The organism is Mesorhizobium sp. M7A.F.Ca.CA.001.08.2.1 (assembly GCF_003998455.1).
Taxonomy (GTDB): Bacteria; Pseudomonadota; Alphaproteobacteria; order Rhizobiales; family Rhizobiaceae; genus Mesorhizobium; species Mesorhizobium ciceri.
The window spans coordinates 1-13,373 of the sequence record NZ_RZPW01000076.1 but is presented as its reverse complement, the minus strand read 5'-3'; the positions used below and the strand labels follow the sequence as shown (position 1 = coordinate 13,373).

The 13,373-nt window shown below is 62.9% G+C and carries 13 protein-coding genes; 7 read left to right on the top strand and 6 right to left on the bottom strand.

The genetic code is table 11. The features are described from left to right. Window positions 1-522, top strand: a 522-nt coding sequence (locus EN914_RS07270) for an acyl-CoA dehydrogenase family protein (RefSeq protein ID WP_164778676.1), incomplete at its 5' end; no start/stop codon positions are given. A gap of 63 nt (window positions 523-585) precedes the next feature. Continuing rightward, window positions 586-981: a RidA family protein gene (locus tag EN914_RS07265; RefSeq protein ID WP_024503394.1), complete on the top strand. Its 396-nt coding sequence runs from the start codon at window positions 586-588 to the stop codon at window positions 979-981. A gap of 24 nt (window positions 982-1,005) precedes the next feature. Here EN914_RS07265 and EN914_RS07260 read toward each other — a convergent pair whose 3' ends face one another. Beyond that, the gene (locus EN914_RS07260) at window positions 1,006-2,097 is read right to left on the bottom strand and encodes an LLM class flavin-dependent oxidoreductase (RefSeq protein ID WP_024503393.1); all 1,092 of its coding nucleotides are present in this window, start codon (window positions 2,095-2,097) and stop codon (window positions 1,006-1,008) included. Between the two features lie 111 nt (window positions 2,098-2,208). On the opposite strand from EN914_RS07260, the gene EN914_RS07255 reads away from it, so the two are divergent. The 4 genes from EN914_RS07255 to EN914_RS07240 all read left to right on the top strand — a co-directional run bounded on the left by EN914_RS07255 (window position 2,209) and on the right by EN914_RS07240 (window position 5,551). Continuing rightward, a complete protein-coding gene (locus tag EN914_RS07255) occupies window positions 2,209-2,529 on the top strand; it encodes a hypothetical protein (RefSeq protein WP_127218908.1) in 321 nt (106 codons plus the stop codon). 73 nt (window positions 2,530-2,602) lie between these two features. Further along, window positions 2,603-3,400, top strand: a complete 798-nt coding sequence (locus EN914_RS07250; RefSeq protein WP_024503391.1) for an ABC transporter substrate-binding protein — start codon at window positions 2,603-2,605, stop codon at window positions 3,398-3,400. Between the two features lie 152 nt (window positions 3,401-3,552). Continuing rightward, window positions 3,553-4,227 carry an amino acid ABC transporter permease gene (locus EN914_RS07245; protein ID WP_127389035.1) on the top strand — a complete coding sequence of 225 codons (675 nt, stop codon included), beginning with the start codon at window positions 3,553-3,555 and terminating at the stop codon, window positions 4,225-4,227. Between the two features lie 49 nt (window positions 4,228-4,276). After that, on the top strand, window positions 4,277-5,551 hold the full coding sequence (locus tag EN914_RS07240) for a cysteine desulfurase-like protein (protein ID WP_024503390.1): 1,275 nt from the start codon (window positions 4,277-4,279) through the stop codon (window positions 5,549-5,551). Window positions 5,552-5,594: 43 nt separating this feature from the next. Here EN914_RS07240 and EN914_RS07235 read toward each other — a convergent pair whose 3' ends face one another. From EN914_RS07235 to EN914_RS07215, 5 genes are all read right to left on the bottom strand, one after another. Continuing rightward, window positions 5,595-6,425, bottom strand: a complete 831-nt coding sequence (locus EN914_RS07235) for a dipeptide ABC transporter ATP-binding protein (protein ID WP_013527989.1) — start codon at window positions 6,423-6,425, stop codon at window positions 5,595-5,597. Further along, the gene (locus EN914_RS07230; RefSeq protein ID WP_024503389.1) at window positions 6,425-7,279 is read right to left on the bottom strand and encodes an ABC transporter ATP-binding protein; all 855 of its coding nucleotides are present in this window, start codon (window positions 7,277-7,279) and stop codon (window positions 6,425-6,427) included. The genes EN914_RS07235 and EN914_RS07230 overlap by 1 nt, the downstream gene beginning before the upstream one ends. Window positions 7,280-7,281: 2 nt before the next feature. After that, window positions 7,282-8,136 (bottom strand): ABC transporter permease subunit, encoded by an 855-nt coding sequence (locus tag EN914_RS07225; RefSeq protein ID WP_224618710.1) that lies wholly within the window; start codon window positions 8,134-8,136, stop codon window positions 7,282-7,284. A 70-nt stretch (window positions 8,137-8,206) separates the two neighbouring features. Beyond that, window positions 8,207-9,214: an ABC transporter permease subunit gene (locus tag EN914_RS07220; protein ID WP_024503388.1), complete on the bottom strand. Its 1,008-nt coding sequence runs from the start codon at window positions 9,212-9,214 to the stop codon at window positions 8,207-8,209. 50 nt (window positions 9,215-9,264) lie between these two features. Next, window positions 9,265-10,857 (bottom strand): ABC transporter substrate-binding protein, encoded by a 1,593-nt coding sequence (locus EN914_RS07215; RefSeq protein ID WP_024503387.1) that lies wholly within the window; start codon window positions 10,855-10,857, stop codon window positions 9,265-9,267. Window positions 10,858-11,310: 453 nt separating this feature from the next. On the opposite strand from EN914_RS07215, the gene EN914_RS07210 reads away from it, so the two are divergent. Then, window positions 11,311-13,296 (top strand): long-chain fatty acid--CoA ligase, encoded by a 1,986-nt coding sequence (locus tag EN914_RS07210; RefSeq protein ID WP_024503386.1) that lies wholly within the window; start codon window positions 11,311-11,313, stop codon window positions 13,294-13,296. Window positions 13,297-13,373 lie beyond the last annotated feature (77 nt).

Here is a 13,373-nt window from a genome sequence, read left to right as displayed (position 1 = left end):
GCGCGGCTGTCTTTCGAGCGGGTCCGCCTGCCGGCCACCGCACTGATCGGCAGGCCAGGCGACGGCTTCCGCATCGCCATGTCGGTGCTCGATGTGTTCCGCTCGACCGTCGGTGCGGCGGCACTCGGCTTTGCCCGCCGCGCACTGGATGAAAGCATCAAACGCGTGGCCGAGCGCAAACTGTTCGGCGCGCCGATGGCCGAATTGCAAATGGTGCAGGGGCACATCGCCGACATGGCGCTCGATGTCGATGCGGCGGCGCTGCTGGTCTACCGTGCCGCCTGGACCAAGGACATGGGCGCTGCCCGCGTCACCCGCGAGGCGGCGATGGCCAAGCTGTTTGCCACCGACAAGGCGCAAGAGGTGATCGACAAGGCCGTGCAACTGCACGGCGGCGACGGCGTCCGCAAAGGCCACATCGTCGAAAGCCTGTATCGCGAGATCCGCGCGCTGCGCATCTATGAGGGTGCCTCCGACGTGCAGAAAGTGGTGATTGCGCGGCAAGTGATGGGCGCGGCCTGACGGCGGCACATTGACGAGCGTTCGATTTTGAAAATTGGGTTTTGGAATACCGGGAGGTTTTGAATGCACACGATTCTGCAGCCGGAAGGCTGGGCAAAACCTGTCGGCTACGCCAATGGCGTCGCGGCGCGCGGGCAGCTCGTCTTCGTCGGCGGACAGGTCGGCTGGAACGGGCAATGCCAGTTCGAGACCGACGATTTTGTTGGCCAGGTGCGGCAAACGCTTCAGAACATCGTCGCGGTGCTGGCGGAAGCCGGCGCGGGGCCGCAGCACATCACCTCGATGACCTGGTACTTCACCGACAAGGCCGAATACCTTGCCAATCTCAGGGGTATCGGCGAGGCCTATCGCGAGGTCATCGGCCGGCATTTTCCGGCGATGGCCGCCATGCAGGTGGTGGCGCTGGTAGAGGACCGGGCCAAGGTGGAGATCCAGGCTACGGCAGTTATTCCGGAATAAATTATTGGCTGCCTCAGGAATAAATTATTCGCGAAGCCCCGCCTGCCTCAAGATCGGCAGCACGTGATCGCAGAAATAGGGCAGTTCTTGCGTGTAGTTGACGAAGGACAGCGCGATGCCCTGATAGCCGTGCCCGGCAATGGCGACCATGTCGGCGGCGATCGTTTCCGGCGTTCCGATCAGCGGGTAGGTGCCGGCGCCGCCGGCGAAACGCTGCCGGTAGCGGTCATAGGCGTGCGGGTCGTGCGATTGCGAGAATTCCTTCTTGCCGGCCATGTGGGCATCGACGGCGTCATGGTCGGCCATATCGACGGCGTAGCGCGTGTAGTAGGCCTGCGCCTCTTCCATCGTCGGGCGGCAGACGACATGCGCCACGGTGTAGACGCCGACATCGCGGCCTGCCTTATCGGCCCGCTCGCTGATGTCGGCGACATGCTTGCCGGCATCGCTCATTTCCGAAAATGTCGTGAACAGATAATCGCACCGGGCGGCAGCGAAATCGCGGCCCGGCCCGCCGAAGGCGGCGTTCATGGTCACGGGGCGCGGAACCTGCAGACTGGCCGGCCGGCTGACAGCCTCCTTGAGGCGATAATAAGTGCCTTCGTAATCGAGCGGTTCGGCCGAGGCATAAAGCTTTTCCAGGATCTCGATCCATTCCGCCGCCTGGTCATAGCCCTTCTCGACCAGCGGCGTGCCGAACATGCCGAATTCCTTCGGGTTCCAGCCGCAGACGATGTTCAAGCCCGCGCGGCCCTGGCTGATATGGTCGACCGTCGCCAGCGCCTTGGCGGCATAGAGCGGATGCACCAGCGGCACATGCACGGTCATGAACAGGCCGATCTGCTCGGTGGCCATGGCGAGTGCCGCCGCCCAGGTGAAGGTCTCGAACGACCATTCGCGCACCTTGTTGCGGCCGCCGAAGCCGCGCCAACGCGCGATCGGCAGCATGAACTCCAGCCCGGCGCGGTCGGCGATCTGGGCTGCGGTCACATTGTCCTGCCAGCTCGCCGCCCAGCGCTCCGGCACATCGGTGATGGCAAGCCCGCCATCGGCATTGGTCGAAAAGACGCCAAGCTTCAGTCTGTTCGGGCCGTGCAAAGGGTGTGGTTTGTTCACGTCGCTGCCTCCCGGCGAAGATCGCACGCTAGGCCCGCGCAGAAATATTTCAAGCCTGAAATAGCTTGGCGTCACCATCGCTCGCGGGTATCGGTTCCAGCGGGCCGCACCATGTCCACCACGCAACGGACACCGCAGCTTTTTAAGCTTAAAACTTTCGCCTTGAAAAGCGCCGCACTTTGGATAAGCATTCCGGAGTCGATGGCGATTGCCGTGCCGGACGGGCTTGCCGGCCAGTCCATCGAGCAGACCAGTCCATCGTGCCGGCCAGTCCATCGTGGGTGCTCCGGGTGGGAGTCTCAGTTCTTGTCGTTCATACTGCCCCAGTCATCATCCAACACGCGCCATGCCTTCGATGACGTGCGCGCGGATTCGCGGTCTGCAACACACAACATCGCCATCCGTGACCGCATGGTCGCTGCCATGAATTGACGCCCTGCGTGAAGCGGGGCGGCAAAAAACCGTGCGGGAGCAACCCGCCCGATCAACAACAGAGGGAACAAAAATGAGCTTCACGCGTCGCAAATTGCTTCTTCTCGCCGCCGCCATCGGCATCGCCGCCGGCCCCGCCACCGCTTATGCCGCGGATGTGCTGAATGTCGGCGCCTACCCGACCAACCCGCCCTTCGAATTTAAGAACGAGAGCGGCACTTTCGAAGGCTTCGAGGTCGACATCGTCAACGAAGCCGCCAAGCGCATCGGCATGACGACCGACATCGCCGATCTCGGTTTCCAGGCGCTGTTTGCCGCCACCACCTCGAAGCGCATCGACGTCGCCATCTCGTCGATCACCATCACGGCGGAGCGGCTGAAGTCACAGTCGTTCACGCAGCCCTATTATGATTCCGATATGGGCATCGCCACCAAGGCCGACAGCCCGATCAAGGCCGAGGCCGACCTCAAGGGCAAGATCATCGGCGTGCTGTCCGGTTCGACCGGCGAAACCTGGGTCAAGGCGCATCAGGAAGCCGACGGCTTCAGCGACGTGAAGGGCTACGACACGCAGCAGAACCTGCTGCTCGACCTCAGCGCCGGCCGCGTCGATGCGGCAGTCAGCGACATTCCGGGCATGGAATATTCCTTCACCAAGATGAAGGACCTGGTGGTCAAGGAGCGCATCAAGACCGGTGAGCAATACGGCCTGATGATGACCAAGGACCACCCGCTGCTCGGCAAGCTGAACGATGCGCTGAGCGCGATGAAGAAGGACGGCACGCTGGCCGCCATCCACAAGAAGTGGTTCGGCAGCGACGCGCCCGCCGACTCTTCGACCATGAAGGAAATGCCGCTGCCGAAGGCCTGAGCTGAAAGCTGCGGTAACATCGTGCCGGCTTTCCAGGCCGGCACGATTCTTTCACGCCTGGCCGCCGGCTTCTGCCGCAGATCTCCTGCCCTCGGCGGGGCCAATCGATTTTAACGTGAGCATTCTTTGCTCTGGGGTTCGGGAACGCTCCCATGTCGCTGATCGACACCTTCTTCAACCCCGACGTCATTATGTCCAGCCTGCCGGCGCTGCTGCGCGGCTTCCTGAACACGCTGCTGCTCGGCATTTTGAGCATCGGCATCGGCATCCCCATCGGCCTGGGGATCAGCCTGGTGCGGCTCTATGCGCCGAAGCCGCTGCGCTGGCTCGCGGTCGGCTACACCGACATCTTCCGCGCCCTGCCGGTGCTGGTCGTGCTGATCCTGATCTACTATGCGCTGCCCTTCCTCGGCATACGCCTGTCGTCCTGGGCATCGGCGGTGACGGCCTTCGCCTTCATCATGTCGGCCTACTCCGCCGGGGGGTTCCGCTCCGGCATCGAGAGCATTCCGCGTGGCCAGTTCGAGGCGTCGCAGGCGCTTGGCCTGCCGTTCCTCCTGACCTTGCGCAAGGTGGTGCTGCCGCAAGCGATCCGCGTCGTCATCCCGCCGATGACCAGCAACTGCGTCTCGATGTTCAAGGACACCTCGCTCGCCTCCACCGTGGCGCTGCCGGAACTCTTGAAGGAAGCGACCAACGCGCAGTCGCTCTACGCCAACCCATCGCCGCTGATCGGCGCCGCCCTTGTCTATCTCATCTTCCTCTGGCCGATGGTCCGCCTCGTCAGCCTGCTTGAAGAGCGCTTCAAGACCGAAAAGAAGCGCTGACCTCGCCAACCGATCCCACCCCGTCCAAGCCCTCCGCAGGAGCCTACCCGTGAATAAGCATCAAACCGACAATGCGAATGCCAGCGCGTTCCCCGTCGACACCATCCGCGCCATGTTTCCAGCCTTGCAGCGGGCCGGCGATTTCATCTTTTTGGACAACGCCGCCGGCGCGCAGATCCCGCAGAGCGTGCTCGACGCGGTGACCAATCATCTGGTTTCGCACAATGTGCAGCGTGGCGGCCGCTATGGCCGCAGCGTCACCGTCGACCAATCGGTCGCCGATGCCCGGACAAGCGTCGCTCTGCTCATCAACGCCTACAGCCCGGCGGAAATCTGCTTCGGCATGAATGCCACCTCGTTCATCCGCCTGGTCAGCCTCGGCATCGGCCAGATGCTGCAAGAGCGCGACGAGATCGTCGTCACCGACATGGACCATGACGCCAACATCGCGACTTGGCTGGCGCTGGAGTCGGCCGGTGCGAAATTCAAATGGTGGCGGATGCGTGAGGACGGCAATCTGCATGTCGACGATCTGCGTCCGCTGGCTTCGGACCGCACCCGCCTGATCGCCTGCACGGTCACGGCGCACTCGATCGGCTCGATCGTCGATGTCGCTTCGGTGGCTGAGATCGCGCATTCGGCCGGCGCCGAAGTGTTCCTCGACTGCGTGCATTACGGGCCGCATGGACTGATCGACGTGCAGGCCTGGGACTGCGACTATCTCGTCTGCTCCGGCTACAAGAATTTCTCGCCGCATATGGGCTTCCTGTGGGGCCGTTTCGAGACGCTGAAGCGGCTGCCGACCTTCCGCGAGGATTTCATCCCCGACGAGCCGCCCTACAAGGTCGAGGCCGGCACCTTCATCTACGAGAACGTCTCCGGCATGGATGCCGCCGTGCAATACCTGGAACTGATAGGCCGCAATCTGGCGCCGTCCAACAACCGTTCGCGGCGCGACAACATTGTTGCCGGCATGGGCGCCATCCGCGACTACGAGCTGGTGCTGGCGCGTGAGATGCTGGCCGTGCTGAAAGGTTGCGGCGCGACCATCTACGGCGTCGCCGACGAGGCCCGCATCACCGAGCGCGTGCCGACCTTCTGCTTCAACATCGGCAAACTATCGCCGCAGCGGGTCGTCGAGGAAATGGCCGAGATGCAGATCGGCATCCGCGACGGCCACATGTACGCGCCACGGCTGATGAAGCGTCTCAACCTCTCGATGGACAGCGGCGCCATCCGTGCCTCGCTGGTCCACTACAACACGGTCGAGGAAGTCCGGCGCTTCGGCGAGGCGCTGCGCGCCATCATCGCCAAGCTGTCGTGAGAGGCTAGCGACACAGTGCAGACCCGAGGATGACGAAGAGACGTTAAGCCGCTTTCTTCTTCGCCAGCCTCGCCTTGATCGACGCGACGTCGGCGCGCGGTGTCGCCGCGAACAGCGTCCGGGTGTAGCTGTGCTTGGGATCGGCAAAGACCTCGTCGCGCGAGCCGTATTCGACCGCTTCGCCGAAATACATCACCATCACATCGTCGGCGATGTAACGCACCACGGACAGATCGTGGCTGATGAAGACATAGGTCAGCTGGAACTCATCCTGCAGGTCGGCAAGCAGGTTGAGCACCTGCGCCTGCACCGACAGATCGAGCGCCGAGACCGGCTCGTCGAGCACCAGCAGGCTCGGGTTCAGCATCAGCGCGCGGGCAATGGCGATGCGCTGACGCTGGCCGCCGGAAAACATATGCGGATAGCGATTGTAGTGCTCGTGGCCGAGGCCAACCTTCTTCAGCATCTTCATCGCAAGGTCGCGCCGCTCGGACGCCGGCTTGTCGGTGTTGATCAAAAGCGGCTCGCCCAGCACGTCGCCGATCTTCTGGCGCGGATTGAGCGATCCGTAGGGGTTCTGGAAGACGATCTGCACCTTGCGGCGCATCTCCTTGGTCAATCCGCCCTTGGCGATGTCGACCTTGTTGCCGTCGATGAACAATTCGCCCGATGTCGCCGGATCGATCAGCGTGATGATGCGGGCAAGCGTTGACTTGCCGCAGCCGCTTTCGCCGACAATGGCCAGCGTCTTGCCCTTGTCGACCTTGAACGAGACGCCCTTGACCGCGTGCACGGTGCGCGGCCCGGTGAACAGGCCGCCGCCGATGTGGTAGTCGCGGACGATGTTCTTGCCTTCGAGAACCGTGGTGCTCATCAGGTGGCTCCCGCAGCAGAAGGCGCCGGCTCGAACATCATGTCGGAAACGGTCGGCAGCCGGTCGCCGACGGCGTTTTCCGGCAAGGCCGACAACAGCGCCCGCGTGTAATTGCTCTTTGGCGATTCAAACAGCGACAGCACGTCGGCCTCTTCCATCTTGCGGCCCTTGTACTGGACGATGACGCGGTCAGCGGTCTCGGCCACCACGCCCATATTGTGGGTGATCATGATCAGGCCCATGCCGTATTTGGCCTGCAGCGAAACCAGCAGATCGAGGATCTGCTTCTGGATGGTGACGTCGAGCGCCGTGGTCGGCTCGTCGGCGATCAGCAGTTTCGGATTGCAGGCAATGGCGATGGCGATCATGACGCGCTGGCACTGGCCGCCCGACATCTGGTGCGGGAACGAACTCAGCCGCTCTTCAGGGTCGGCGATGCCGACCAGCTTCATCAGTTCGATGGCACGCGCCCGGCGCTGGGCGCGGTCCATGCCCATGTGGAAGCGCAACACCTCCTCGATCTGGAACCCGACGGTGAAGCACGGATTGAGGCTGGCGATCGGCTCCTGGAAGATCATCGAGATGTCCTTGCCGACGATCTTGCGGCGTTCGGACGGGCTGAGCTTCAGCAGATCGACGCCGTCGAAGGCCATGCGGTCGGCCTTGACCGTTGCCGTGTTGGGCAACAGCCCCATCACCGCCAGCATCGACACCGACTTGCCGGAGCCGGACTCGCCGACGATCGCCAGCACTTCGCGCGGCTCGATCGACAGGTCGATACCTTGCACGGCCATGAACGGTCCGGCCGCGGTGTCGAAGGAAACGGTGAGGTTCTTGATCTCGAGCAGAGGCATGCTCACGACCTCTTCAGCTTGGGGTCGAGCGCGTCGCGCAGACCGTCGCCGATCAGGTTGATGGCAAAGACGGTGATCAGGATGGCGAGGCCGGGGAAGGTCACCACCCACCAGGCGCGCAGGATGAACTCGCGCGCTTCGGCCAGCATGGTGCCCCATTCCGGCGTCGGCGGCTGCGCGCCCATGCCGAGGAAGCCAAGGGCCGCCGCCTCGAGGATGGCGTTGGAGAAGGACAGCGTCGCCTGCACGATCAACGGCGCGATGCAGTTTGGCAGGATGGTGACCAGCATCAGCCTGAGATGGCTGGCGCCGGCGACCTTGGCCGAGACGACATATTCGCGGGTCTTTTCGGCCATCACGGCGGCGCGGGTGAGCCGGGCGAAATGCGGCTGCAGCACGAAGGCGATGGCGATCATGGCGTTGACGAGGCCGGGGCCAAGCACCGCGACCAGCACCAGGGCCAAGAGCAGCGACGGGAAGGCCAGGATGATGTCCATGATGCGCATGATCAGCGTGTCGACCCAGCCGCGGCAGTAGCCGGCGAGCAGGCCGAGGATGACGCCTGAAATCAGCGCTGACGTGACAACGACGAAGCCGATGGCGAGCGAGAAGCGCGAGCCGTAGATCAGGCGCGACAGCATATCGCGGCCGACGGCGTCGGTGCCGAGCAGGAACTGCGCATTGCCGCCCTCCTGCCAGGCCGGCGGCGTCAGGAAGAAGTCGCGGAACTGATCGTCCGGCGAATGCGGCGCCAGCAGCGGCGCGAAAATGGCGATCAGGATCAGCAGCGCGAAGACGAAGAGCCCGATCACCGCGCCCTTGTTGACGGAGAAGTAATGCCAGAACTCGCCGAACATCTGCAACCTGGCGTCCTGCGGCTTGACGACGGTCGCGGCTTCGATGGTGGCGGGGCCTTCATTGCTCATGTCAGTTGGCCCGGATGCGTGGGTTGATGACGGCGTAGAGCACGTCGACGATGAGGTTCACCGACATGACGATCAACGCGATCAAAAGCAACCCGCCCTGCACGGTGAAATAGTCGCGCTTGGAAATGGCGTCGATCATCCATTTGCCGATGCCGGGCCAGGAGAAGATGCTCTCGGTCAGGATGGCGCCGGTGAGCAGCGTGCCGACCTGCAGGCCGATGGTGGTGACGACCGGGATCAGCGCGTTGCGGAAGGCGTGCAGGCCGATGACCCTACGCGGCGCCAGGCCCTTGGCGCGCGCGGTGCGGACATAGTCCTCACCCAGCACCTCGAGCATCGCCGAGCGCGTCTGCCTCGCGATGACGGCGAGCGGAATGGTGCCGAGCACGATGGTCGGCAAGATCAGGTGCGACAGCGCCGAACGGAAGGCGCCCTTCTGGCCCGAGATCAGGGAATCGATGGTCATGAAGCCGGTCACCGGCTTGAAGAAGTAGAGGAGGTCGATGCGGCCTGAAACCGGCGTCCAGTGCAGCATGCCGGAGAACACGATGATCAGCAGCAGACCCCACCAGAAGATCGGCATGGAATAGCCGGCCAGCGCCGTGCCCATGGTCAGTTGGTCGAACCAGGAGCCGCGGTGGATGGCAGCGAAAATGCCGGCGGCCACACCCAGGATGACGGCAAAGATCATGGCGAAGATGGCGAGCTCGACCGTTGCCGGGAAGCGCACCAGGAAATCCTTGAGCACCGGTGTCTTGGTGGAAAACGAGGTGCCGAAATCACCGCCGAGGATGTTCGTCAGATAGGTCAGATATTGTTGCCAGATCGGCAGGTCGAAACCGAACTGGTGCATCAGCGCCGTGTGGCGTTCGGGCGACAGGCCGCGTTCGCCCGCAAGCACCAGCACCGGATCACCGGGCAGGATGCGCACGAAGCCAAAGGCGAGGATGGTTATCCCGATGAAGGTCGGGATGATGAGGGCGAGCTTGCCGAGGATATAACGCAGCATGGCGGGCGAGTGGGGGCGTCACCACATGGTGGCGCCCCCGTTTCGCAACCTTATTCGGCGATATCGACGCCGTCGAAGCGGTGGATACCGAGCGGATCCATCGCAAAGCCGGTGACGGTCTTCTGCATCGGCATGAACACCTTGGAGTGAGCGAGCGTCGCCCAGGGTGCCTGTTCCTTGAAGATGACCTGTGCCTGTTCATAGAGCTTGGTGCGCTCGGCCTGGTCCGAAACGGTCTTGGCCTTGTTGATGAGCGCATCGAAGTCCTTGTTGCACCATTCCGCGCGGTTGTTCGAACCGACGGAAGCGCAGCTCAGGAGCACGCCGAGGAAGTTGTCCGGATCGCCATTGTCGCCGGTCCAGCCGACGATGACGGCGCCGTCGTGATCTACCGCGGAAGCGCGCTTGAGGTATTCACCCCAATCGTAGCTGACAATCTCGACGGTGACGCCGACCTTGGCGAAGTCCGCCTGGATCAATTCGGCGGTGCGGCGCGCGTTCGGCATGTAGGGGCGCGACACCGGCATGGCCCAGACGTTCATCTTGAGGTCCTTGACGCCGGCCTCTTCAAGCAGCTTCTTGGCTGCATCCGGATCGTACGGATCGTCCTTCACTTCCTTGTTGTAGGACCACATGGTCGGCGGGATCGGGTTGACCGCCACCTGGCCGGCACCCTGGAAGACCGCGTCGATGATGGCCTTCTTGTTGATGGCCATGTTGAGCGCCTTGCGCACGCGCACGTCGTCGAACGGCTTCTGCTGGGTGTTGTACATCAGCGCGCCGACATTGAGGCCTTCCTGCTCCTCGACCTTCAGGCTCGCATCGGCCTGCAGGCCGGCGATGTCGGCCGGTGCCGGGTACGACATGATGTTGCATTCGCCGGCCTTGAGCTTCTGTGCGCGCACGGCCGGATCGGTGGTGATGGCGAAGACCAGATCGTCGATCTTCTGCTTGCCGCCCCAATAGTCCGGGTTGGCCTTGTAGCGGATGGCGGCGTCGGTCTGGTAGTCGACGAAGATGAACGGGCCAGTGCCGATCGGCTTCTGGTTGAACAGCTCAGGCGTCTTGTCGGCCTGCAGCTTGTCGGCATATTCCTTGGAGACGACGGAGGCAAAATCCATGCCCAGCGTCGGAATGAAGGTGATCGCCGGCTCCTTGAGGGTGAACTTCACCGTCAGGTCATCGACCTTCTCGACCTTGGTGATGTTGTCGCCGAACTGGTCATTGTAATACTGGTAGGCAATGCCCGGAATGTACTGGAACCAGGGACCGTTCTTGTCGACCTGACGTTCGAACGAGAACACCACGTCGTCGGCGTTGAAGTCGCGCGTCGGGGTGAAATAGTCGGTGGCGGCGAACTTGACGCCCTTGCGCAGCTTGAAGACATATTCCTTCCCATCGTCGGAGATCGTCCAGCTTTCGGCCAGGCCCGGCGAGGTCGTCGTCTTGCCGTGATCGAATTCAACGAGGCGGTTGAAGACGGTGCGCGAGGACGCGTCGAACGTCTGGCCTGCGGTATACGGCGCCGGATCGAAACCTTCCGGCGAAGCTTCCGCGCAGTAGACCAGAGTTTTCGCATTGGCCATGCCGCCCAGGACGCTTGCAGCCAGCAACGCGGCTGCAAAAGTCAGCTTCTTATTCATTGAGCACTCCCTGATGTTCTTCCAAGCCCCTCTATCAGGCTCGCGAAGCGCGCATATAAGCACCGTTTTTCCGGCTTTGGAACACCCCGTTTGCTTACCCCGCGGGAAGCAGGAAAAAAATCCGCAACTTTGCCAAATTGCAGAAAAAATTAGCCGTTTCTTCCGTTCACGAGATTATTAACAGCCGAATTTTTTTATTGATCGCCAGGCTGACGATATAAATGTTCCCGGCGCTTCCGAGCGGCCGTGGGATGCGCCAGGACACCGCCTGGAGCGCTGGCGGCGGCAAAGACTTTCGACGGCAAATCTTTCGCCGCGTTGCCGCAAGGGCAAGACTTGCACGCTCACCAAGGGAGGCAATACATAGGGTGTAGCGGCCGCAGCGGAGGGCGCCCTTGCCAACTCAGGGGCGAGTGCGGCACGGATGAACAAGACTTGTCCAGGGAGGAACGGTTGGCAAAAGCATCAAGGACGACGGCGCCGGTGAAAGCGGGAGCCAAGGCGCCGTCGAAAGCAGCCGGTACTGCCAAGCCGAAAGCACCCGTTGCCAAAGCCGCCAAGCCGAAGGCGGCCGCGGCACCTGTAAGGGCAAGCACAAAGCCGGCGGTGAAAGCCCCGGCCAAGGCTGCGGCCGGAAAGACGGCGCCGGGGCGTAAAGCGGGTGCGGCAAAGCCCGCTGCCAGGCCGGCCTCGAAGGCCGCGGCGGCAAAGCCGGCCGACGCCACCGCCAACCGATTGCCGAAAGCGCTGACGGCGCTGGCCGCCGGCTTGCCGGAAAAGCCGTGGCTCAAGAGCTATCCGAAAAACGTGCAGGCGGAGATCGGCGCCCTGCCCTACAGCTCGATCGGCGATTTCCTCGTCGCCGCCTGCAAGCAGTTTTCCGCGCAGCCGGCCTTCACCTGCATGGACAAGTCCATCAGCTACACCGATGTCGAGCGGCTGTCGGCGGCCTTCGGCGCCTACCTGCAATCGAAGGGCCTGCAGAAAGGCGCGCGCGTCGCGCTGATGATGCCGAACGTGCTGCAATATCCGGTGGCGATGATGGCGATCTTGCGAGCGGGTTATGTCGTGGTGAACATCAATCCGCTCTACACGCCACGCGAGCTCGAACACCAGCTGAAGGATTCCGGGGCGCAAGCCATCGTCATCCTGGAGAACTTCGCCAACACCTTGCAGGCGGTGATCGCCAGGACCGCAGTCAAGCATGTGGTGGTGGCCGCGATGGGCGACATGCTCGGCGGGCTGAAGGGCACAATCGTCAATTTCGTCGTGCGCCGCGTTAAGAAAATGGTGCCGGCATGGTCGCTGCCCGGCCATGTCAAGTTCAATGCCGCCATGAAGGCCGGCGCCGGTTTGGGCTTCAGGCCGGCCAAGGTGGAAGCCGACGATGTCGCCTTCCTGCAATATACGGGCGGCACCACGGGCGTCTCGAAGGGCGCCACGCTGCTGCACAGCAACGTGCTCGCCAACGTCGCGCAGAACGCGCAGTGGATGGAGGACGCCTACACGATCAAGCCGAAACCCGCGCACCCCAACTTTATCTGCGCGCTGCCGCTCTATCATATCTTCGCGCTGACGGTGAACGCGCTGATGGGCATGCAGCAGGGCGCCCGCAATGTGCTCATTCCCAATCCGCGCGACATCCCAGGCTTCGTCAAGGAATTGCAGAAATATCCGGTGCACATCTTTCCCGGCCTCAACACGCTGTTCAACGCGCTGCTCAACAATGAGGATTTCCGCAAGCTCGACTTCAAGCCGCTGGTGCTGACGCTGGGCGGCGGCATGGCGGTGCAGAAGGGCGTCGCCGAACGCTGGAAGGCGCTGACCGGATGTTCGGTCACCGAAGGCTACGGCCTCTCGGAAACCTCGCCGGTGGCCACCGCCAACAAGTTCACCGCCGGCGACTTCACCGGCACCATCGGCTTGCCGCTGCCCTCGACGGAGATCGCCATCCGCGACGAAGACGGCAACAATTTGCCGCTCGGCGAGGTCGGCGAAGTCTGCATCCGGGGGCCGCAAGTGATGGCGGGCTACTGGAACCGGCCGGATGAGACCGCCAAGGTGATGACCAAGGACGGCTACTTCAAATCCGGCGACATGGGCTTCATGGACGAGCGCGGCTACACCAAGATCGTCGACCGCAAGAAGGACATGATCCTGGTCTCGGGCTTCAACGTCTATCCCAACGAGCTCGAGGAAGTCGTGGCGATGCATCCGGGTGTGCTCGAAGTGGCGGCGATCGGCGTGCCGGACGAGCATTCGGGCGAGGTGCCGAAACTGTTCGTGGTCAGGAAGGATCCGGCGCTGACCGCCGAGGCACTGACCGCCTTTTGCCGCGAGAACCTGACCGGCTACAAGCGGCCCAGATACATCGAATTCCGCACCGAACTGCCGAAGACGCCGGTCGGCAAGATCCTGCGGCGAGCGCTGCGCGAATGATTGCAGCCGTCGGCGCGGATGCCGTAGATGCACCTTGCCGTCCTGACCCGGCAGAGTTCATCAGGACGAACATGCGC